Annotated in this window: 17 protein-coding genes and 1 tRNA gene; 10 read left to right on the top strand and 8 right to left on the bottom strand. The window is 71.8% G+C overall.

Features of this window, described 5'->3' with window-relative positions; translation table 11 throughout:
- The first annotated feature begins 149 nt into the window (after nt 1-149).
- The 6 genes from OG519_RS12315 to OG519_RS12290 all read left to right on the top strand — a co-directional run bounded on the left by OG519_RS12315 (nt 150) and on the right by OG519_RS12290 (nt 7,934).
- Nucleotides 150-1,940 carry an ABC-F family ATP-binding cassette domain-containing protein gene (locus OG519_RS12315; protein WP_405582487.1) on the top strand — a complete coding sequence of 597 codons (1,791 nt, stop codon included), beginning with the start codon at nt 150-152 and terminating at the stop codon, nt 1,938-1,940.
- 362 nt (nt 1,941-2,302) lie between these two features.
- Nucleotides 2,303-2,989 carry a response regulator transcription factor gene (locus OG519_RS12310; RefSeq protein WP_405582484.1) on the top strand — a complete coding sequence of 229 codons (687 nt, stop codon included), beginning with the start codon at nt 2,303-2,305 and terminating at the stop codon, nt 2,987-2,989.
- 396 nt (nt 2,990-3,385) lie between these two features.
- Nucleotides 3,386-4,432, top strand: coding sequence for a galactose-1-phosphate uridylyltransferase (gene galT, locus OG519_RS12305; protein ID WP_405582481.1), 1,047 nt, complete (start codon nt 3,386-3,388; stop codon nt 4,430-4,432).
- Nucleotides 4,429-5,424 (top strand): UDP-glucose 4-epimerase GalE, encoded by a 996-nt coding sequence (gene galE / locus OG519_RS12300; protein WP_405582478.1) that lies wholly within the window; start codon nt 4,429-4,431, stop codon nt 5,422-5,424. The genes galT and galE overlap by 4 nt, the downstream gene beginning before the upstream one ends.
- The gene (gene galK, locus OG519_RS12295) at nt 5,421-6,692 is read left to right on the top strand and encodes a galactokinase (RefSeq protein WP_405582475.1); all 1,272 of its coding nucleotides are present in this window, start codon (nt 5,421-5,423) and stop codon (nt 6,690-6,692) included. Before galE ends, galK begins: the two co-directional genes overlap by 4 nt.
- 375 nt (nt 6,693-7,067) lie before the next feature.
- On the top strand, nt 7,068-7,934 hold the full coding sequence (locus OG519_RS12290; RefSeq protein WP_405582473.1) for a LuxR C-terminal-related transcriptional regulator: 867 nt from the start codon (nt 7,068-7,070) through the stop codon (nt 7,932-7,934).
- Here OG519_RS12290 and OG519_RS12285 read toward each other — a convergent pair.
- Nucleotides 7,893-8,390, bottom strand: a complete 498-nt coding sequence (locus OG519_RS12285; protein WP_405582470.1) for a MarR family winged helix-turn-helix transcriptional regulator — start codon at nt 8,388-8,390, stop codon at nt 7,893-7,895. The two genes, OG519_RS12290 and OG519_RS12285, sit on opposite strands and share 42 nt — an antisense overlap.
- Before the next feature lie 71 nt (nt 8,391-8,461).
- Between OG519_RS12285 and OG519_RS12280 the strand changes: the two genes are divergently transcribed.
- Entirely contained in the window at nt 8,462-9,310 is an 849-nt protein-coding gene (locus OG519_RS12280) for a trans-aconitate 2-methyltransferase (protein ID WP_405582467.1), read from the top strand.
- 105 nt (nt 9,311-9,415) lie between these two features.
- Here OG519_RS12280 and OG519_RS12275 read toward each other — a convergent pair whose 3' ends face one another.
- From OG519_RS12275 to OG519_RS12250, 6 genes are all read right to left on the bottom strand, one after another.
- Nucleotides 9,416-9,898: a hypothetical protein gene (locus OG519_RS12275; RefSeq protein WP_405582465.1), complete on the bottom strand. Its 483-nt coding sequence runs from the start codon at nt 9,896-9,898 to the stop codon at nt 9,416-9,418.
- A 60-nt stretch (nt 9,899-9,958) separates the two neighbouring features.
- Nucleotides 9,959-10,552 carry an aminoacyl-tRNA hydrolase gene (pth, locus tag OG519_RS12270; protein ID WP_405582463.1) on the bottom strand — a complete coding sequence of 198 codons (594 nt, stop codon included), beginning with the start codon at nt 10,550-10,552 and terminating at the stop codon, nt 9,959-9,961.
- A 152-nt stretch (nt 10,553-10,704) separates the two neighbouring features.
- Nucleotides 10,705-11,325, bottom strand: a complete 621-nt coding sequence (locus OG519_RS12265; RefSeq protein ID WP_405582460.1) for a 50S ribosomal protein L25/general stress protein Ctc — start codon at nt 11,323-11,325, stop codon at nt 10,705-10,707.
- A gap of 242 nt (nt 11,326-11,567) precedes the next feature.
- Entirely contained in the window at nt 11,568-12,548 is a 981-nt protein-coding gene (locus OG519_RS12260; RefSeq protein WP_405582458.1) for a ribose-phosphate diphosphokinase, read from the bottom strand.
- A 141-nt stretch (nt 12,549-12,689) separates the two neighbouring features.
- Nucleotides 12,690-14,147, bottom strand: a complete 1,458-nt coding sequence (gene glmU / locus OG519_RS12255; protein ID WP_405582455.1) for a bifunctional UDP-N-acetylglucosamine diphosphorylase/glucosamine-1-phosphate N-acetyltransferase GlmU — start codon at nt 14,145-14,147, stop codon at nt 12,690-12,692.
- Between the two features lie 92 nt (nt 14,148-14,239).
- Nucleotides 14,240-14,310 (bottom strand) — tRNA-Gln (locus tag OG519_RS12250).
- A 310-nt stretch (nt 14,311-14,620) separates the two neighbouring features.
- Here OG519_RS12250 and OG519_RS12245 point away from each other — a divergent pair.
- Both OG519_RS12245 and OG519_RS12240 read left to right on the top strand, forming a co-directional pair.
- Nucleotides 14,621-15,625 carry an acyl-CoA desaturase gene (locus OG519_RS12245; protein WP_405582454.1) on the top strand — a complete coding sequence of 335 codons (1,005 nt, stop codon included), beginning with the start codon at nt 14,621-14,623 and terminating at the stop codon, nt 15,623-15,625.
- Nucleotides 15,626-15,758: 133 nt separating this feature from the next.
- Nucleotides 15,759-16,421, top strand: a complete 663-nt coding sequence (locus OG519_RS12240; protein ID WP_405592677.1) for a TetR family transcriptional regulator — start codon at nt 15,759-15,761, stop codon at nt 16,419-16,421.
- A 60-nt stretch (nt 16,422-16,481) separates the two neighbouring features.
- Here OG519_RS12240 and ppc read toward each other — a convergent pair whose 3' ends face one another.
- Nucleotides 16,482-19,220, bottom strand: coding sequence for a phosphoenolpyruvate carboxylase (ppc, locus tag OG519_RS12235; RefSeq protein ID WP_405582451.1), 2,739 nt, complete (start codon nt 19,218-19,220; stop codon nt 16,482-16,484).
- A 227-nt stretch (nt 19,221-19,447) separates the two neighbouring features.
- On the opposite strand from ppc, the gene OG519_RS12230 reads away from it, so the two are divergent.
- Nucleotides 19,448-20,821 (top strand): sensor histidine kinase, encoded by a 1,374-nt coding sequence (locus OG519_RS12230; protein ID WP_405582448.1) that lies wholly within the window; start codon nt 19,448-19,450, stop codon nt 20,819-20,821.
- The last annotated feature ends 94 nt before the right edge of the window (nt 20,822-20,915 follow it).

Genomic DNA, 20,915 nt, shown 5'->3' with positions numbered 1-20,915 from the left:
CTGGGCAGCCGTACCTCGTCCCAGTCCTCAGCTCCCCAGCCCCCCAGCCCCCTCAGCCCCGAGCCCCCATGCCCCGGCGGCACCGGGGCAGCACCCGCGCCGCCCCCGGCGGTACCCGCCGCACCCGGAGAATCTGGAGAACACCGCACGTGGCCGTGAATCTCGTCAACGTCGAAGCCGTCGGCAAGACCTACGGCACGCGCACCCTGCTGGACGCGCTGAGCATCGGCGTCTCCGAGGGCGACCGGATCGGGGTCGTCGGGCGGAACGGGGACGGGAAGACGACGCTGATCCGGCTGCTGGCGAAGCTGGAGGAGCCGGACCGCGGCCGCGTCACCCATCAGAGCGGACTGCGGCTCGGGGTGCTGACCCAGCACGACGCGCTCGACCCGGCGGCGACCATCCGGCACGAGATCGTCGGCGACCGCCCGGACCACGACTGGGCCGGGGACGCCAAGATCCGCGATGTGCTGACGGGGCTCTTCGGCGCCCTGGACATGCCCGGGTTCGCCGACGGCCTCGACACCGTGATCGGCCCGCTGAGCGGCGGCGAGCGGCGCCGTATCGCGCTGGCGCAGCTGCTCATCGACGAGCAGGACCTGCTGGTGCTCGACGAGCCCACCAACCACCTCGACGTGGAGGGCATCGCCTGGCTCGCGGGCCACTTGCGGGCACGCCGCTCCGCGCTGGTCTGCGTGACGCACGACCGCTGGTTCCTCGACCAGGTGTGCACCCAGATGTGGGACGTGCAGCGCGGCACCGTCTACGAGTACGAGGGCGGCTACAGCGACTACGTCTTCGCGCGCGCCGAACGCGAGCGGATCGCCGCCACCGAGGAGAGCAAGCGGCAGAACCTGGTCCGCAAGGAACTCGCCTGGCTGCGGCGCGGCGCCCCCGCCCGTACCTCCAAGCCGCGGTTCCGGATCGAGGCGGCCAACGCGCTGATCGAGGACGTACCGCCGCCGCGGGATACCGCGGAGCTGATGAAATTCGCCAACTCCCGCCTCGGGAAGACCGTGTTCGAACTTCAGGACGTCATGGTCACCGCCGGGCCGCGGGAGTTGCTGAAGCACATCACCTGGCAGCTCGGCCCGGGCGACCGGATCGGCCTGGTCGGCGTCAACGGCTCGGGCAAGACCTCCTTCCTCAGGTCGCTGGCGAACGCCGCCTTCAGCGACGGCGACACGCAGCCGGCCCACGGCAGGGTCGTCGTCGGCAAGACCGTGAAGCTCGCCTATCTCTCGCAGGAGGTCGCCGAGTTGGAGCCGACCCAGCGGGTGCTCCAGGCGGTGGAGTCGGTACGGCAGCGGGTGGACCTCGGCAAGGGCCGGGAGATGACCGCGGGCCAGTTGTGCGAGAAGTTCGGCTTCACCAAGGAGAAGCAGTGGACGCCGGTCGGCGATCTGTCCGGCGGTGAGCGGCGCCGGCTGCAATTGCTCCGGCTGCTGATGGACGAGCCGAACGTGCTCTTCCTCGACGAGCCGACCAACGACCTCGACATCGAGACGCTGACCCAACTGGAGGACCTGCTCGACGGCTGGCCCGGCTCGATGCTCGTCATCAGCCATGACCGCTACTTCCTCGAGCGGACCACCGACCGGGTGTTCGCGCTGCTCGGCGACCAGGCGCTGCGGATGCTGCCGCGCGGGGTGGACGAGTATCTGGAGCGCCGGCACCGGATGGTGGAGGCCGCCGCGCCCCCGCCGCCGCCCGCCAAGGAGAAGCAGACCGGCGACACCCGGGCGGCCAAGAAGGAACTCCAGCGCATCGAGCGGCAGTTGGACAAGATGGGTGACCGGGAGAGCAAGCTGCACGGCCAGATCGCCGAGCACGCCACCGATTTCGCGAAGGTCGCCACTCTCGACGCGGAGCTGCGGACGCTGCGCGAGGAGCGCGAGGAGCTGGAGATGCGCTGGCTCGATCTGGCCGAGGACGCCTGAGCCCGCGGGGCCGCGACGGACGCGTGAGGTGTGAGGCGCGACGCGTGACCCGTGAGGCGCGATCCGCGACGGACGCCGGCACCCCCGGAGCACCCGGGGCCGTCCCCGGATCGGTGGGCCCGGCGACACCCCCGTCCCCTCGGACCTGCCGGGCTGCCGTCTGCCGGCCGGACCGGAGCGCAATTGCCGGGGTCTTCTGTTCGGTTGGGCGCACGCGGGCTCCGGTGAGCGTGTAGCTTCGCGGCCTAAGCGGGAGGGGCCCCGGCGTGGAGGCGCGGTTCGGACCGGTCCCGCGGCGGTATGACCAGGGCACGGGACCGGCCAAGCGGTCCGGGCCCGCTGGGGGGATGGGGGATACCCGAATGGGCGTACGACTTGTCGTGGTCGACGACCACCGGTTGCTGGCCGAGGCGTTGGCCTCGGCGCTGAAGCTGCGCGGACACCGGGTGCTGGCCGCGGCCGCCCCGGCCGGTGGCGCGGCCGAACTGGTACTGAGCAGGTCGCCCGAGGTGTGCCTGTTCGGCACCGCGGCGCCGGCCGAGCCCGGCGCGTTCGAGGCGGTGGCGCGGATCAAACGGGAGCGGCCGGGGGTGGCCGTGGTGGTGCTCGGCCCGGTGCCGGATCCGCGCGGCATCGCGGCGGCCTTCGCGGCGGGCGCCTCCGGCTACGTACGGCACGACGAGCGGATCGAGGGTGTCGAGCGGGCGATGGCCAAGGCGCGGACCGGTGAGGTGGCCATCGCCCAGCCGTTGCTCCAGGGTGCCTTCGCCGAGCTGCTCAACCCGGCGCGGCAGCCGGACGACGAGGGCGCGCGGCTGCTGGAGATGCTCACCCCGCGCGAGATCGAGGTGCTGGTGCGGGTGGCCGAGGGCGAGGACACCCGGCTGATCGCGGCGGGTATGCGGATAGCGCCGAGCACCGCCCGTACGCATGTCCAGCGGGTACTGATGAAGCTCGGGGTCGGCTCCCGGCTGGAGGCGGCGGCTCTGGCGGCCCGCACCGGGCTGCTGGACCGCGCGGCGGGCGAGAGCGCGGCCGGCTCCGCCTAGGGCCTCCGGTACCCGCGGAATCGTCTCTGCGCGGTGCCTTCCGATGCCGCACCGGTGCGGCTTGGGTGCCGCCGTATCGGTCTTGTCGGGGGCGGCCCCGCACCGCCCGGCGGCGGGCGTCCCCTGACGGATCCGAGGCGGCTCCCGTGACGGGCGGGCGCGCGGCGGTCGTGGACCCCGCGCGCCCAGATCGGACGAGTCCGGTGCGCAGAGCGGCCATCGGGTGTCCCACCTGCCGCCATCTGTTCGGCTTTGTTTGGTTACCTCACTTCGCCCCACGGGCGCCCGCGCCGGAGCATGGTGAAGTTCACCACGCCACTCGCATTGACTGGGCTGTTCTGTTGTGGTTCATTGTGTGCGGTTCTGTTGGGAGATTGTGGTGTGAGGTGCCGCAGGGTGAAGAAGACGACGACCCGGCTCGCGGACGGCCGCGAACTGATCTACTACGACTCCGCCGATTCGGTGGTGCGCGACGCCGTCGACCTGCGCCCGCTGGAGCCCGTCGCCACCACCTCGGAGGTGCGTGACGACCGGCTGCTCGGCGACGCGGTGGCGGTCGCGTCCTACCGGCAGGGCCGTACCTACCACCCGCCGGCCGACCAGTGTCCGCTCTGCCCGTCCAGCGAGGGCCGGCTCAGCGAGATCCCGGACTCGGACTACGAGGTGGTGGTCTTCGAGAACCGCTTCCCCTCGCTGACCGGCGACAAGGGCCGCTGCGAGGTGGTCTGCTTCACCTCCGAGCACGACTCGTCCTTCGCCCGGCTCACCCCCGCCCGCGCCCGCCTGGTGCTCGACGCGTGGACCGACCGCACCCAGGACCTCTCGCAGCTCCCCGGTGTCGTCCAGGTCTATCCGTTCGAGAACCGCGGCGAGGAGATCGGCGTCACCCTCGGCCACCCGCACGGCCAGATCTACGGTTATCCGTTCACCACCCCGCGCACCGCGCTGATGCTGCGCTCGCTCGCCGAGCACCGCGAACGCACCGGTGGCCGCAACCTCTTCGACGACATCCTCGCCGACGAGATCGCCGACGGCCGCCGGATCGTGCTGACCGGCGAGCACTGGACGGCGTTCACCCCGTACGCGGCGCACTGGCCCTACGAGGTGCACCTCTACCCCAACCGCCGGGTGCCCGACCTGCTCGGCCTCGACGAGGACGCCCGCGCCGAGTTCCCGCACCTCTACCTGGAGCTGCTGCGCCGCTTCGACCGGATCTTCGGCGACGACCAGCCACCGACGCCGTACATCTCCGGCTGGCACCAGGCGCCCTTCACCGCTCCCGACCGTCGCGACTTCGCGCTCCACCTGGAGCTTTTCACCATCCGGCGGACTTCGGGCAAGCTGAAGTTCCTCGCGGGCTCCGAGTCGGGCATGAGCGCTTTCGTCAATGACGTGCCACCGGAGTCCGCTGCGACGCGACTGCGAGAGGTAGCGACACAGTGAGCACCCTGCGGAAGAAGCTGCTGGTCACCGGCGGAGCCGGTTACATCGGCGGCGTGGTGGCCGCCCATCTGCTGGAGGCCGGGCACCAGGTGGTGGTGCTCGACGACCTGTCCACCGGCTTCCGGGCGGGCGTCCCGGAGGGCGCCGAGTTCATCGAGGGCCGGGTCCAGGACGCCGCCAAGGTGCTGGACGCGTCCTTCGACGCGGTGCTGCACTTCGCCGCGTCCTCGCAGGTCGCCGAGTCGGTGGCCAACCCGGAGAAGTACTGGCGCAACAACGTGGCCGGCACCCTCGAACTGCTCGCCGCGATGCGGGAGTCCGGGGTGCGCACCCTGGTCTTCTCCTCCACCGCCGCCACGTACGGCGAGCCCATCGCGACCCCGATCACCGAGACCGCGGCGACCGCGCCCACCAATCCGTACGGCGCCACCAAGCTCGCCGTCGACCATATGATCAGCGCCGAGTGCGCCGCCCACGGCCTGGCCGCGGTGTCGCTGCGCTACTTCAACGTGGCCGGGGCGTACGGCCGGCACGGCGAGCGGCACGACCCCGAGTCGCACCTGATCCCGCTGATCCTCCAGGTCGCCCAGGGCCGGCGGCCCGCGATCTCGGTCTACGGCGACGACTACCCGACGCCGGACGGCACCTGCCTGCGGGACTACATCCACGTCGCCGACCTCGCCGAGGCGCACCTGCTGGCCCTGGACAAGGCGCCGGCCGGCGAGCACCTGATCTGCAACCTGGGCAACGGCACCGGTTTCTCCGTCCACCAGGTGATCGAGGCGGTCCGCGAGGTCACCGGACACCCGATCCCGGCCACCGTCGAGCCCCGCCGGGCCGGTGACCCCGCGGTGCTGGTGGCGTCCGCCGACCGCGCCCGCGAGCGGCTCGGCTGGCAGCCGAGCCGCGCCGACCTCACCGGGATGGTCCGCGACGCCTGGACCTTCGCCCAGGCGCTGGAACTGGACCGGCAGCAGGGGGAGTCACGATGACGGAAGCGGCATTCGATACCTCGGCGACCTCGGCCGCTCAGGTCACCTCTGCCGTTCAGGGCACCCCGGCCGCTCCGGCCGGTGTCCCGGCCGACGCGTCCGCCCACGAGGCGCCGGACCCCGACGCCGAGCGTGCCTTCCGCGACGCCTTCCAGGACGTCTTCGGCCGGCCGCCGGAAGGCGTCTGGGCGGCGCCCGGCCGGGTCAACCTGATCGGCGAGCACACCGACTACAACGACGGCTACGTGATGCCGTTCGCGCTGCCGCACACCACCCGCGCGGCGGTCGCCCGCCGCGACGACGGCGTGCTGCGGGTGCACTCCGCCAACATGCGCGGTGGCGAGGGCGGCGTGGTGGAGTTGGCGGTCGACAGCCTCGCCCCGGGCGCCACCGAGGGCTGGGCCCGCTACCCCGCGGCCGTGCTGTGGGCGCTGCGCGAGAGCGGCCACCCGGTCGGCGGAGCCGACCTCCACTTCGCCAGCACGGTCCCGGTCGGCGGCGGGCTCTCCTCGTCGGCCGCGCTCCAGGTCGTCACCGCGCTGGCGCTGAGCGAGCTGCACGGGGTCGAACTCGGCCGGCAGGAACTGGCGCTGCTCTGCCAGCGCTCGGAGAACGTCTACGTGGGCGCGCCGGTCGGGGTGATGGACCAGACCGCCTCCGCCTGCTGCACCGAGGGGCACGCGCTGCACCTGGACGTGCGGACGCTGACGCAGCGGCAGGTGCCCTTCGACCTGGCCGCCGAGGGGCTGCGGCTGCTGGTGGTGGACACCCGCGTCAAGCACGCCCACGCCGACGGCGAGTACGGCAAGCTGCGCGCCGGCTGCGAGGCCGCCGCGGCGGCCCTGGGGCTGCCCGCGCTGCGGGACGTGGCCTATGACGGGCTGGACGCGGCGCTGGCGGCGCTGCCGGACGAGCGGCTGCGCCGGCTGACCCGGCACATCGTCACCGAGAACCACCGGGTCGAGGAGGTCCTCGCGCTGCTGGACGCGGGCCGCACCCGCGACATCGGCCCGGTACTCACCGCCGGTCACGCCTCGCTGCGCGACGACTTCCGTATCTCGTGCCCCGAACTCGACCTGGTGGTGGACACGGCGCTGGCCGAGGACGCGCTCGGCGCCCGGATGACCGGCGGCGGCTTCGGCGGCTCGGCGATCGTGCTGCTGGAGGAGGCGGACGAGGAGCGGATCGGCGCGGCGATCGCGCGGGCGCTGCCGCGGTCACGGCAGTTCGTCACCACCCCGGGACCGGGGGCGCGCCGCCTGTCCTGACGGCGGAGCGCTGGCTGGGGCGCGGTGCATTTGCGCCGCCGGGCGCGCGTTTTCGCCATCGGAAGCCCGCCCGGCGCCCGACGGCGGTGTTCCCAGTGGACTCATCACACTCCTGCGTCACTTCCGCCCCTCCCGTAACAGGTCGGCGGCAATTGCACGGCGCGTCCGGCCGGTAACTTCCGCTAAGACGGTTCCAATCGACGGTTGAACGCCTACGCTTTTCCCACGACGCCGGTGGGGGCCGGTGTCCATCAGGGGGCGAGACGCAAGGGGTTCGGCATCCGGCCGGGGCGGCGGTCCCGGCCGGATGCCGAATCCCACGCGAATGACGCCCCGCAGCCACTGGGGGAGTGCCCTGTTACGGGAGTGGTGTCCGTGGGACGAATCCGCGTTCTCGTCGTCGATGACCATCGCATCTTCGCCGAGTCGCTTGCCGCCGCCCTCGCGGCGGAACCCGACGTCGACGTCTCGGCCGCGGGGAGCGGTCCCGCCGCGCAACGCTGCCTGGACCGGGCGTCGGTGGACAATCGGCGCTACGACGTCCTGCTGGTCGACGCCGACCTGGGCTCCGGCCCGCGGCAGCCGGTGACGCTGGCCGCGGTGCCGTCGCTGTCCGGCGCGGACCAGCGGACCGCGGAGTACCGGGCCGCCGAGTACCGGCCGGCCGACGCGCGGCAGCCCGAGCGCCGTCCGCAGGCCGAGTCGCGCGAGCCGGCGCTTGACGGCCTGGCCCTGGTGGAGCGGGTGCGCTCCGACTACCCGGGCACCCGTACCGTCGTGCTGGCCGAGCGGGACGACCCGGTACGGGCCGCCCGCGCGCTCCAGGCCGGCGCCTCCGGCTGGGTGGCCAAGGACTGTTCGCTGTCGCGGCTGCTGGCCGTGGTCCGCGGCGTGCTGCGCGACGAGACCCATCTGCCGCCGGCGCTGCTGACCGGGGTGCTTCGGGAGCTGACCGCGGCGCGCCGGCACCGTACCGAGAGCGAGCAGCTCGTGGAGTCGCTGACCCCGCGCGAGCAGGAGGTGCTGCGCTGCATGGTCGCGGGCCTCGGCCGCAAGGCGGTCGCCGAGCGGCTGTTCCTCTCCCCGCACACCGTCCGTACGCACATGCAGAACGTGCTCGGCAAACTGGGCGTCCACTCCACCCTGGCGGCGGTGGCGCTCGCCCGGCGGGCCGGCGTCGGGCCGGTCGAACTGGTGCCGTCAGCCGGGGATGTTGTCGAACGGCGCGGTCAACTGTCGTAGCAGCGAGGCGAGTTCGCCGCGCTGCCGATCACTGAGCTCGCCCAGGATGGACCGCTCCTGGGCGAGCAGTCCGGCCAGCGCCTGATCGGCGCGCTCCTGCCCTTCCGGGGTGAGCCGGACCAGGACCCCGCGCCGGTCGCTGGGGTCCGGCAGCCGCTCGACCAGTCCGCGCTGGGCGAGCCGGTCGATGCGGTTGGTCATGGTTCCCGAGGTGACCAGGGTCTGGGTCAGTAGCTGGCCGGGCGAGAGCTGGTACGGCGCGCCGGTGCGGCGCAGCGAGGTCAGCACGTCGAACTCCCACGGCTCCAGGCGGTGCTCGGCGAAGGCCAGCCGCCGGGCCCGGTCCAGATGCCGGGCGAGCCTGCTGACCCGGCTGAGCACCTCCAACGGTTCCACGTCGAGGTCGGGGCGCTCTCGGCGCCATGCAGCGACCAGCCGGTCGACCTCGTCCTCCATGCGATCAGTGTAGTAGGTCTGTCGATATGAAGTCTCTTGACATCAAGATATTACCGGGGGAGTCTGAGGCGATGCGAGAGACTCCGACGTGGGATCCCGGGCAGTACCTCCGGCACACCACCCACCGCACCCGCCCCTTCCACGACCTGCTCAACCGGATCACCGCGCTGCCCGGCGGCGCCGCGCCCCGGATCGCCGACCTCGGCTGCGGTCCGGGAAACGTCACCCTGCTGCTCGCCGACCGCTGGCCGGCCGCCCGGATCACCGGCTTCGACAACTCCCCGCAGATGCTGGCCGCGGCGGCGCCCTCGGCCGGGCCCACCCCCGGCGGCGGCGAGCTCGACTTCCGGCACGCCGACGCGGCCGGCTGGACCCCCGAGGAGCGCTTCGACCTGATCGTCTCCAACGCCGCGCTGCAGTGGGTGCCGGGACACGCCGACCGCTTCCCGGACTGGCTGGGCCGCATCACCCCCGGCGGGGTGTTCGCCTTCCAGGTGCCGGGGAACTTCGACTCCCCCAGCCACACCCTGCTCACCGGCCTCTGCGAGAGCGCCGCCTGGCGGGAGCGGCTCGGCGGGCTCGGCGCCCGCCATGGCCACGTCCTGGAACCGGACGCGTACCTGGAACGGCTCACCACGCTGGGCTGCGCCGAGGTCGACGTCTGGGAGACCACCTATATGCAATTGCTCCAGGCCGGCGGCGCCGGTGAAGGGACCGAGGACCCGGTACTCGAATGGGTCAAGGGCACCGCGCTGCGGCCGGTGCTCACCGCGCTGGAAGGGGACCCGGCGGCGACCGCGGAGTTCGTCGGGCAGTACCGGGAACTGCTGCGCGAGGCGTATCCGCCCGGCCCGTACGGTACCGTCTTCCCCTTCCGCCGGATCTTCGCGGTCGCCAGAACCGCGGCCCACGCCTCGTAGGAGCCCGCGGCTGATCACCGCCCTCGACCACATCCAGCTCCCCGCCCCGCGGGCACCCCCAGCCAGGCGAAGGGCAATTGTGCGCGAGGACAGAGCGGCAGCGGGTCAGAGGGTCAGGAAGGCCGCGCCGAGGAGGGCGCCGCCCAGTGTGGCCAGGGCCCAGGCGATTCGGGAGTTGCGCAGGCCGCCGGCGACGATGAGGGCCGCGAGCAGCAGGGCGCCGCCGAACGGCACCCAGGCGAAGAGCAGTCCGCCGACGCCGGCCCGTACCCCGACATCCGTACCGGGCTCCATCACCACGTCCACCCGGTCACCCACATGGTGACGTACCGGCAGGTTGACGGTGACCTCCGGCCGGGCGGTCGCCGACCCCTTGGGGGTGAAAGGGCCGGTGCAGTCGTCGGAGGTGTCGCAGGAGTCCAGCGTCACGGTGCCCTGGTCGCGGCCCTTGGTCAGCACCACGTACTGGGCGGTCTGCCAGGAGTTCCAGCCGGCCGCCACCAGGAGCAGCAGCGCCAGCGCCCCCGCACCCACCAGCCGGGCGAACAACCCGAACCCCGACGGGCCTTCACCGCTCCCTTTGGCCATGGAGGTGATCTTTGGCCATGGCGTGGCGTCAGGTCAACTCGGCTGCTCGGGACGGTGTGATCAGCTGTTGAAGCCGCTCTGCGCCCGCTCCAGGCCCTCGGCGACCAGGGCCTCCACCGCGTCGGCGGCCCGGTCCACGAACCAGTCGAGCTCCTTGCGTTCGGTGGCCGAGAAGTCCTTCAGCACGAAGGCCGCCACGTCCATCCGGCCCGGCGGCCGGCCGATGCCGGCCCGCACCCGCAGATAGCCGGGGCCGAGCGACTTGGTGATCGACTTCAGCCCGTTGTGCCCGTTGTCGCCGCCGCCCAGCTTGAGCCGCAACGTCGGGTAGTCGATGTCCAGTTCGTCGTGGACGGCGATGATGCGCTCGGTCGGGACCTTGTAGAACTCCTTCAGCGCGGTCACCGGCCCGCCGGACAGGTTCATGTACGTCATCGGCTTGGCCAGCACCACCCGGGTGCTCGCCGGTCCCGGCGGGCCGAGGCGCCCCTCGACCACCTGCGCCTGTGCCTTCTGCGCCCGCTTGAACTTTCCGCCGATCCGGGCCGCCAGCAGATCCGCCACCATGAAGCCGATGTTGTGCCGGTTGCCCGCGTACTCGGGCCCGGGGTTGCCCAGGCCGGCGATCAGCCAGGGCCCTTCGCTGTTGGTCATCGGTGGCTCATCCGTCGCTCTTCGGTCGGTCGGTCATCCATCGGTCGTCCGTCTTCCGGTCGGAATATCGGCGGTCATCCCAACGGCAGCAGCCGCCGCCGCACCCCAGAGGGTACGACGGCGGCCGGGTGCCGTGGAGCGCGGTGGCCGGATCAGGCCTCGGCGCCGGCCTCCTCGGTGACCACGGGAGCGGCTTCCTCGCCGCCCTCCTCGGTCTCCGAGTCGGCGGCCTCGGCCTGGGCCGAGACGACCTGGATGACGACCGCGTCCTCGTCGACGGCGAGCGTGGTGCCGCGCGGCAGCTCGATGTCCTTGGCGAGGATGGCCGCGCCGGCCTCCAGACCCTCGACGGAGACGGTGACGCCCTCGGGGATGTGGGTGGCCTCGGTCTCGACCGGCAGGGTGTTGAGTACGTGCTCGAGCAGGTTGCCGCCGGGAGCCGGCTCACCCTCGACGTTGACCGGGATCTCGACGGTGACCTTCTCGCCGCGCTTCACGGAGAGCAGGTCGACGTGCTCGATGAAGCCCTTCAGCGGGTCGCGCTGCACAGCCTTCGGGATGACCAGCTCGGACTTGCCGTCGATGTCCAGGGCGATCAGCACGTTGGCGGTGCGCAGCGCGAGCAGCAGCTCGTGGCCGGGGACCGTGACGTGCTGCGGGTCGGCGCCGTGACCGTAGATGACGGCGGGGACACGGCTGGCGCGGCGCACCCGGCGGGCGGCACCCTTGCCGAACTCGGTCCGCGCCTCGGCGGCGATCTTGACCTCGGCCATGATGATCAGCTCCTCGTAATCAGGGAAGGACGGTGGTGACGGTCGCCCGACCCACGACGGGCCGTTCCACTTTTACGAGGAGCGCGTCGATAACGGAGGCACGGGCCGGACAGACGTCCGGGGCCTCCCTCGCCGAGCAACGCGGACAGCGTAACCGGCGGGAAGGCCCCGGACGAAATCGTCTGTGCCCCTGCCCTGCCGCGGCGGTACTTCCGAACCGTGCCGTCGGCGGGCGGTGACCGTCAGTGGGCGTCGTCCTCGAAGAGGCTGGTCACCGAGCCGTCCTCGAACACCTCGCGCACCGCGTTGGCGATGGTCGGCGCCATCGACAGCACGGTGATCTTGTCCAGGTTGATCTGGGCGGGCGTCGGCAGCGTGTCGGTGAGCACGAACTCGCTGACCCGGGAGTTCTTCAGCCGGTCGGCGGCGGGCCCGGAGAGCACCCCGTGGGTGGCGGTCACGATGACGTCCTCGGCGCCGTTGGCGAAGAGCGCGTCGGCGGCGGCGCAGATCGTGCCGCCGGTGTCGATCATGTCGTCCACCAGGACACAGACCCGGCCCTTGACGTCACCGACCACCTCGTGGACCTTGACCTGGTTGGCGACATCCGGGTCGCGGCGCTTGTGCACGATGGCCAGCGGCGCCCCCAGCCGGTCGCACCAGCGGTCCGCGACCCGGACCCGGCCGGCGTCCGGCGAGACGATGGTCAGCTTGGAGCGGTCCACCTTCGAGCCCACGTAGTCGGCGAGGACCGGCAGCGCGAAGAGATGATCGACCGGGCCGTCGAAGAAGCCCTGGATCTGGTCGGTGTGCAGATCGACGGTGAGGATCCGGTCGGCGCCCGCGGTCTTGAAGAGGTCCGCCATCAGCCGGGCCGAGATCGGCTCCCGGCCGCGGTGCTTCTTGTCCTGCCGGGCATAGCCGTAGAAGGGCACGATCACGGTGATGCTCCGCGCGGAGGCCCGCTTGAGGGCGTCCAGCATGATGAGCTGTTCCATGATCCACTGGTTGATCGGACTGGTGTGGCTCTGGATCAGAAAGCAGTCCGCGCCGCGGGCCGATTCCTCGAACCGCACATAGATCTCGCCGTTGGCGAAGTCGAAGGCCCTGGTCGGCACCGGATCGACCTCGAGCTGCCGAGCCACCGCCTCCGCCAGATCGGGGTGGGCGCGGCCGGAGAAGAACATCAGCTTCTTCTCACCGGTCGTCTTGATCCCGGTCACTGCACCGTCTCCTTGGTATTCGACTGGTGTTCGACACAGCGGCGCCCGAGGTTGGGCGAGCTGGCGGAATTGTGTGCAACGCACACGGTACGCCCCCTCCAGTGTGCCTGTGCACCTCTGAAGGGGGCGATGAGACGACCCTCACTCCGCTTGCGTACCCGCCGGCCGCTGCGCGCGTTCGGCCGCTTGAGCGGCGGCGCTGCCGGGGCGTTTGCGGGCCACCCAGCCGTCGATGTTGCGCTGCTGACCGCGCGCGACGGCGAGCGAGCCGGCCGGGACGTCCTTGGTGATGACCGAGCCGGCCGCGGTGTACGCGCCGTCGCCGACCACGATCGGCGCGACGAACATGTTGTCGGAGCCGGTCTTGCAGTAACTGCCGATCGTCGTGTGGTGCTTGGACTCCCCGTCGTAGTTCACGAAGACGCTGGCGGCACCGATGTTGGTGTAGTCGCCGATGGTCGCGTCCCCCACGTAGCTGAGATGGGGCACCTTGGTGCCCTCGCCGATGGCGGCGTTCTTCATCTCGACATAGGTGCCGGCCTTGGCCTTCGGGCCCAGCCGGGTGCCCGGCCGCAGATACGCGTACGGGCCGACGGTGGCCTGGTCGCCGACCTCGGCCTGGTCGGCCACGGTGTTGGAGACGCGGGCGCCCGCGCCCACCGCGGTGTCGGTGAGCGTGCAGTTGGGGCCGACCTCGGCGCCCTCGGCGAGGCTGGTGGCGCCGAGCAGTTGGGTGTTGGGGTGCACCAGCGCGTCCGGCGCGAAGGTGACGCCGATGTCGACCCAGGTCGAGGCGGGATCCACGATGGTGGCGCCGTCCAGCATCGCCCGTACGAGCAGCCGGTCGTTGAGCACCCGGCGGGCCTCGGCGAGCTGCACCCGGTTGTTCACCCCGGCGATCTCCCGGTGGTCGGCGGCGACGAACGCGCCCACCCGGTGGCCCGCCTCGCGCAGGATCGCCAGGGTGTCGGTCAGATACTCCTCGCCCTGGGAGTTGTCGGTGGTGATCTTGCCCAGCGACTCGGCGAGCAGCCGCGCGTCATAGGCGTACACACCGGAGTTGATCTCGGCGATGGAGCGCTGGGTCTCGGTGGCGTCCTTCTGCTCCACGATCGCGGTGACGTCGCCGCCGGCGCCGCGGATGATCCGTCCGTAGCCGGTCGGGTCGGGGACCTGGGCGGTGAGGACCGTCACGGCGTTGCCGTCGGACTCGTGCGCGGACACCAGGGTGGCGAGGGTCTCGGCGGTGAGCAGCGGGGTGTCCCCGTAGGTGACGACCACGGTGCCGTCCAGGGCGACGCCCTGCCCGGTCAGCTCGTCGAGGCCGATCCGGACGGCGTGGCCGGTGCCGTTCTGCTCGTGCTGTACGGCGGTCAGCGCCGCCGGGTCGAGTCCGGCGAGGTGGCCGGCCACCTGCTCGCGGGCGTGGCCGACGACCACCACGAGGTGAGCGGGCTCCAGCGCGCGGGAGGCGGCGACGACATGGCCGACCAGCGAGCGGCCGCAGAGGGTGTGCAGAACCTTGGGGGTCGCCGACTTCATGCGGGTGCCCTCACCCGCGGCGAGGATGATGACGGCAGCCGGTTGCTTGGGGCTCACGGGGGAGACTCCTCGGCTTCGGGTGTTGGACACCCGCAGGATACCGACGGACACCAACGGATACTGACGGGCCAGACCATGGACGTATTCTGCTCCGCCGCCAGGACTCGAACCCGGACTTAAGGCACCAAAAGCCCCAGTGCTGCCATTACACCACGGCGGATCAACCCGAAGCCCGAGGTCCGCGATCGGGACCGACGGGCTGGTCACCACCATCATGCCGTACGAGCCCCGGTGCTCGCGACGGTGAATCCCCGCCCCGTCCGATCTTCTCGGAGTGAAAAGCCGATCATCGGGGAAGAAGGAAAGGCAACCCTTACCCCGGCTGGTCCTGTTGCCCCGACCGGCGCCGCTGCAATACTTACGGAGCCGTAGGTTACGGGCGTAACCACCGTAACCAGTCGTCCACCGCCTCGGAGGTACCCCGCGTACCCCGACCCACCCCCTCATCACCGCCGACCCAAGGGACAACTATGACCACTCAGACAGACGTGTACACCGAGGCCAGGGAGCCCGGGTCAACCGGGGAGGAACCGCCGGCGCCGCTCGCCACCCTCGGCGGCGAGAGCAAGCGCACGGTCGAACAGATCGCGCTGCTCCTCTTCATCTGCATCCCCTTCGTGGCGCTGGTCGCCGCGGTGCCGCTGGCCTGGGGGCACGGCCTCTCCTGGCTCAATGTCGGCCTGATGGCCGGTATGTACTACCTCGGCTGCCACGGCATCACCATCGGCTTCCACCGCTACTTCACCCACGGCTCGTTCAAGGCCAACCGCGTGCTGCGGGTGACGCTGGCGATCGCCGGCTCGATGGCGGTCGAGGGCCCGATCGTCCGCTGGGTCGCCGACCACCGCAGGCACCACAAGTTCAGCGACGCCGAGGGCGACCCGCACAGCCCGTGGCGGTACGGCGAGACCCTCCCCGCGCTGATGAAGGGTCTGTGGTGGGCCCACATGGGCTGGCTCTTCGACGAGGAGCAGACCTCGCAGCAGAAGTACGCGCCCGACCTGATCAAGGACAACGACATCCGCCGCGTCTCCAGGGACTTCTGGGCGTACACCGCGATCTCGCTGCTGCTGCCCGCCCTCATCGGCGGCCTGGCCACCATGTCCTGGTACGGCGCGTTCACCGCGTTCTTCTGGGGGTCCCTCGTTCGGGTGGCCTTGCTGCACCACGTGACCTGGTCGATCAACTCCATCTGCCACGCGGTCGGCAAGCGCCCCTTCAAGTCCCGTGACCGCTCCGGCAACGTGTGGTGGCTGGCCGTCCTCTCCTGCGGCGAGTCGTGGCACAACCTCCACCACGCCGACCCCACCTCCGCCCGGCACGGTGTGCTGCGCGGCCAGGTCGACTCCAGCGCCCGGATCATCCGCTGGTTCGAGCTGGCGGGCTGGGCGACCGACGTCCGCTGGCCCTCGCCGGAGCGGATCGACTCGCGCCGCCAGGACAGCATCGAGGAGAGCGTCAAACAAGCGGCATGATGGACAGGTGAACGACCGAGGCGGCCCCAGCGACGACGGAGACGGCAGGAACAGCGGGGCCGGCGCAGCCGGGAGGGACCGCCGCGCGAGCGGCGACGGGTATGACGGGGACGGCCGGAAGGGCCCCGCGGCGATCACCGGTACGGCCGGTGTCGCCGCGGGGCCGACGGCCCGGCGCACGCGGCGGGTCAGGATGACCGGCACGGAGCGGCGCGAGCAACTGCTCGCCATCGGCCGCACCCTCTTCGCCGAACGCGGGTACGAGGGCACCTCGGTGGAGGAGATCGCCCACCAGGCGGGCGTCTCCAAGCCGGTGGTCTACGAACACTTCGGCGGCAAGGAAGGGCTCTACGCGGTCGTCGTCGACCGCGAGACGCAGCGCCTGCTCGACATGGTGACCGGAGCGCTAACCGGCGGGCACCCGAGGGAACTCCTGGAAGAGGCCGCGTTCGCGCTGCTCGACTACATCGAGCAGTCCACCGACGGCTTCCGGATCCTGGTCCGCGACTCCCCGGTGGCCCAGTCCACCGGCACCTTCGCCTCACTGATCAGCGACATCGCCACCCAGGTCGAGGACATCCTTGGCCATGAGTTCGAACAGCGCGGCTTCGACGCCGGACTCGCCCCCCTCTACGCCCAGGCGCTGGTCGGCATGGTGGCCCTCACCGGCCAGTGGTGGCTCGACGCCCGGCACCCCAGGAAAGCGGACGTCGTCGCCCACCTGGTCAACCTCTCCTGGCACGGCCTGTCAGGCCTGGAGCCGAGCCCGCGGCTGATCGGCCACCGCAAGAACTGACCGGCCCCGTACCTCCGCGGGTACGGGACCGGGTCGTGTGCGGCGGGCGGACCAGATCCGTCAGCCGGTGTTGCGCAGACCCGCCGCCACACCGTTGACGGTCAGCAGCAGCGCCCGGGAGAGCAGCGGGTCCGGCTCCTCGCCGCGGGCGGCGGCCTCCCGCTGACGGGCCAGCAGCGTCACCTGGAGGTAGGAGATCGGGTCCATGTACTGGTCGCGGATGCGGAACGTCCGGGACAGGGCCGGGCTCGCCGCGAGCAGCTCGCTCTCACCGGTGATCCGCAGCACCTCCCGTACCGTCAGCTCGTGCTCGGCCTCGATCGCGTCGAACACATGCTTGAGGTGGTCCGGCACCAGCGTGTCCACATAGTGGCGGGCGATCCGCAGATCGGTCTTGGCCAGCGTCATCTCGACGTTCGACAGGAAGTTGCGGAAGAAGTGCCACTGCCCGAACGCCTCGTCGATCACCGGGCCGAGACCCGCGTCCCGCACCGCCTTCAGCCCGGAGCCGACGCCGTACCAGCCCGGCACGATCTGCCGGGACTGCGTCCAGCCGAAGACCCACGGGATGGCCCGCAGCCCGTCGAGACCGGCCCCGGAGTCGGGACGGCGCGAGGGCCGCGACCCGAGGTGCAGTTCGGCGAGCTGGTCCACCGGGGTCGAGGCGAAGAAGTACGACGGCAGATCGGGGTCCTCCACCAGCTTCCGGTACGCGGAGTGGGCCGCCTCCGAGACCACGTCCATCGCCGCGTCCCAGCTCGCCAGGGCTTCCTGGGACTGCCGCGGCGAGGTGTGCAGGGCCGACGCCTGGAGCGTGGCGGCGACCGTCAGCTCCAGGTTCTCCCGGGCGAGCGAGGGGATCAGGTACTTGTCGGAGATGACCTCGCCCTGCTCGGTCACCTTGATCTCGCCCTCCAGGGTGCCCCAGGGCTGGGCGAGGATCGCGGTGTGCGAGGGGCCGCCACCGCGGCCGACCGTGCCGCCCCGGCCGTGGAACAGCCGCAGCCGTACTCCGTGCCGGTGCGCCACGTCACGCAGCCGCCGCTGCGCCCGGTGGATCTCCCACTGCGAGGTGGTGATGCCGCCGAACTTCGAGGAGTCGCTGTAGCCGAGCATCACCTCCTGCACATCGCCGCGCAGCGACACCAGCCGCCGGTAGGACGGGTCGGAGAGCATCTCGTCCAGCAGCTTGTCGGCGATCTTCAGCTCGTCGGTGGTCTCCAGCAGCGGCACGATGCCGATCTTGGCCACCCCGGCGTGCAGGTCGATAAGACCCGCCTCGCGGGCCAGCACGGCCGCCGCGAACACGTCGTCCGAGCCCAGGCACATCGAGATGATGTACGACTCCACCACCTCGGGCCCGAACCGCTCGAACGCCTCCCCGATGGTGTGGAACACCCCGAGCGTCTTGGCGCCCGCCTCGTCCAGCGGGGCCGGCGTCGGCGCCAGCGGCCGGCGCGAGCGCAGCTCCTTGGCGAGCAGCTTGCGCCGGTAGTCGCGCGGCATGTCCGCGTACCGCCAGGACTCCTCGCCCAGCCGGTCGAAGAGCTGGCCCAGCGCGTGGTGGTGCGCCTCGGCGTGCTCACGGACGTCCATCGTGGCGAGCTGCAACCCGAACGCGGACAGGGTGCGGATCGTCCGGTCCACCCGGCCGTCGGCGATCAGCCCGCCGCGGTGCGCGCGCAGCGAGTCCTGGATCAACTGGAGGTCGTGCAGCAGGTCGGCGGTGCCCAGGTAGTCCCGGCCGGCGACGTGCGGAGTACCGCCGGCCAGCCGCTCCCGGGTGTTGACCAGCTTCTGCCGTACGCAGGTGGCCTTCAGCCGGTAGGGCTCCTCGGCGTTCAGCCGCTTGTAGCGCGGGCTGATCTCCGGCAGCGCCACCAGGTCGTTGGAGAGCGAGTCGAGCAGCTCCTGGCTGGCGCCGGAGTTGCGGATGGAGTTGGAGAGGGCGCCGCGCAGCAGGTCCACCAGGTCCAGCGCGTCGGTGATGCCGTGCTCGTGCTGGAGGATCAGTACGTCCCAGGTGACCTGCGGGGTCACATTGGGGTTGCCGTCCCGGTCGCCGCCGATCCAGGTGCCGAAGGTGAGCGGCCTGGTCGTGGCCGGGAGCTGCACCCCGACCCGCTCCAGCTCGGCCGCCAGGTCCTCCAGCACGTCGCCGACCGCGACGGCGTGCAGCTCGTCCAGGTAATAGATGGCGTTCCGCGCCTCGTCCGCGGGCTCCGGGCGGACCACCCGCAGCTCGTCGGTCTGCCACAGCAGGTCGATGTTCTCGGCCAGCCGCAGGTCGGCGCGGCGCTTGTCCCCGGAGCCGTTCCCCACCGGAGCGGCCTCCAGCAGCTCCGCGATCCGGCGCAGCTTGTTCAGCACCGAGCGGCGGGCCGCCTCGGTGGGATGGGCGGTGAACACCGGCCGCACATTGAGGTTGCGGACCGTCTCACGGACATGGTCCTGGTCGCCGTCCTTCAGCAGGTCGGCGGTCTGGGCGAGCAGCCCGCCCTCCTGGGCGCGGCGGGCGCGCAGTTCGCGGCCGCGGTGCACCTGCTCGGCGACGTTCGCCAGATGGAAGTAGGTGGAGAAGGCGCGGACCAGCTTGGCCGCGGTCTCCAGATCGGTGTCACCGAGCAGGGTGGCGGCGGCCTCGCCGTCGCTGCGGGTCAGGGCGCGGACCTTCTCCACGAGGTCGAGAAGCTCCTGGCCCTCCTGTCTCACCAGGGTGCCGCCCAGCAGCTCACCCAGGCGTCGGATATCGGCTCGCAAGGCGGTGCTGCTGTCCGGGGCTGTGTCGGCGCTGCTCACAGGTGCGGCTCCTTGTGCAGGGGAATGGACGGGGAAATCGCCAGTACCCGCCCCTCGTACATACCCGACGTACGTACTCCGGACGTATGGCGTACTCGCGGACCGCGCTGTCCGACGGCTCCAGGATAGGTGGCCGATCTCACGGTGGGACCGGCGCCCACCAGCGGTGCCCGGGAGGGCCCGACGGGGCCGGGACGGCGGGCAGGGCACCGCCTAGGCTGGACACCATGAGTACGACGGGGGCGCACGTACCGGACGACGGGGCCGGAGGTCTGTCCGGGTCCGGCTGGTGGTGGTGGACGAGGCGGCGCGGCTTTCTGCTGGACGCGACGCTCGCCGCGGTCTCGGCGCTGGAATGCGCCTTCGAGGGCGGGACCTTCGCGGAGAAGACCGGGATCGTGCCGGCCGCGGGCGCCCTGCTGGGCATCCTGGTCGGCACCGTCCTGCTGCTGCGGCGGCGCTGGCCGGTGGCGGTGGTGCTGGTCGGAATCGGGGTCTCGCCCGCCCAGATGGGCTTTCTGCTGACGCTGGTCGGCCTCTACACCCTGGCCTCGTCGGAGGTGCCCCGCCGGATCACCGCGGCGCTCGCGGTGATGAACGGCCTCGGCACCATGCTGGTCGCCTTCCTCAACTTCGAGACGAGCCTGCGGCACGCGGACGACGGCTCGATGTCGCGGTCCCTGACCCTCATCGTCTCCGCGCTGGTGGCGCTCGGCCTGACCGCGCCGCCGGTGCTGCTCGGCCTCTACGCGCGGGCCAGGCGCCGGCTGGTGGAGTCGCTGCGGGAGCGGGCGGACGGTCTGGAGCGCGAGCTGGAGCTGCTCGCCGAGAAGGCGCTGGAGCGGGCCGAACGGGCCCGGTCCGACGAACGCACCAGGATCGCCCGGGAGATGCACGACGTGGTGGCCCACCGGGTGAGCCTGATGGTGGTGCACGCGGCGGCGCTCAAGGCGGTCGCCCTGAAGGACCCGCAGAAGGCGTCGGCGAGCGCGGAGCTGCTGGGGGACATGGGGCGGCAGGCGCTGACCGAGCTGCGGCAGATGCTCGGGGTGCTGCGGACCGCCTCGCAGGTGGAGGCGTCGGTGGTGCCGGCGGCGCGGGTGGCGCCGCGGCGGCCGCCGGAATCCCTGGAGTCGCTGGAATTCCTGGAGCCGCCGGAACGGTTTCCCGGACTTGAAGAGCCGGAGCGGCTGGAACCGTTGACCGCGGGGCCCTGCCTGGCGGAGCTGGAGGCGCTGGTGGAGGAGTCGCGGGCCGCCGGGATGGGCGTCGAGCTGTCGGTCGAGGGGGAGTTCCGGCCCTGCGAGGCCCCCGTCGAGGCGACGGTCTACCGGGTCGTCCAGGAAGCCCTCACCAATGTGCACAAGCACGCGGCCGGCGCGAAGGCCCAGGTGCGGCTCGCCTACCGGGAGGCCGAGATCGCCGTCCTCATCACCAACGGCCCCTCCGACGGCACCGCCACCACCCCGCTGCCCAGCGGTGGGCACGGCCTGCTGGGCATGCGCGAACGGGTCACCTCCCACGGCGGCGGCTTCGCCTGCGGCCCCACCCCCGACGGCGGTTTCCGGGTCTCCGCGATGATCCCGGCGCCGGTGGGGTAGAACGCCCGGGCGGTCAGCGGCCCGCGGCCCGCGGCCCGCGGTCGGCGGCCGGCGGCTGGCAGTCGGGTCGGCGGCCCGGGGCCGGGTGGGCCGC

Origin of the sequence: Streptomyces sp. NBC_01190, assembly GCF_045039895.1 — a bacterium.
Classification (GTDB): Bacteria; Actinomycetota; Actinomycetes; order Streptomycetales; family Streptomycetaceae; genus Actinacidiphila.
Note: the sequence above shows the minus strand (reverse complement) of the source record. Positions and strands in the feature narration are given on the sequence as shown.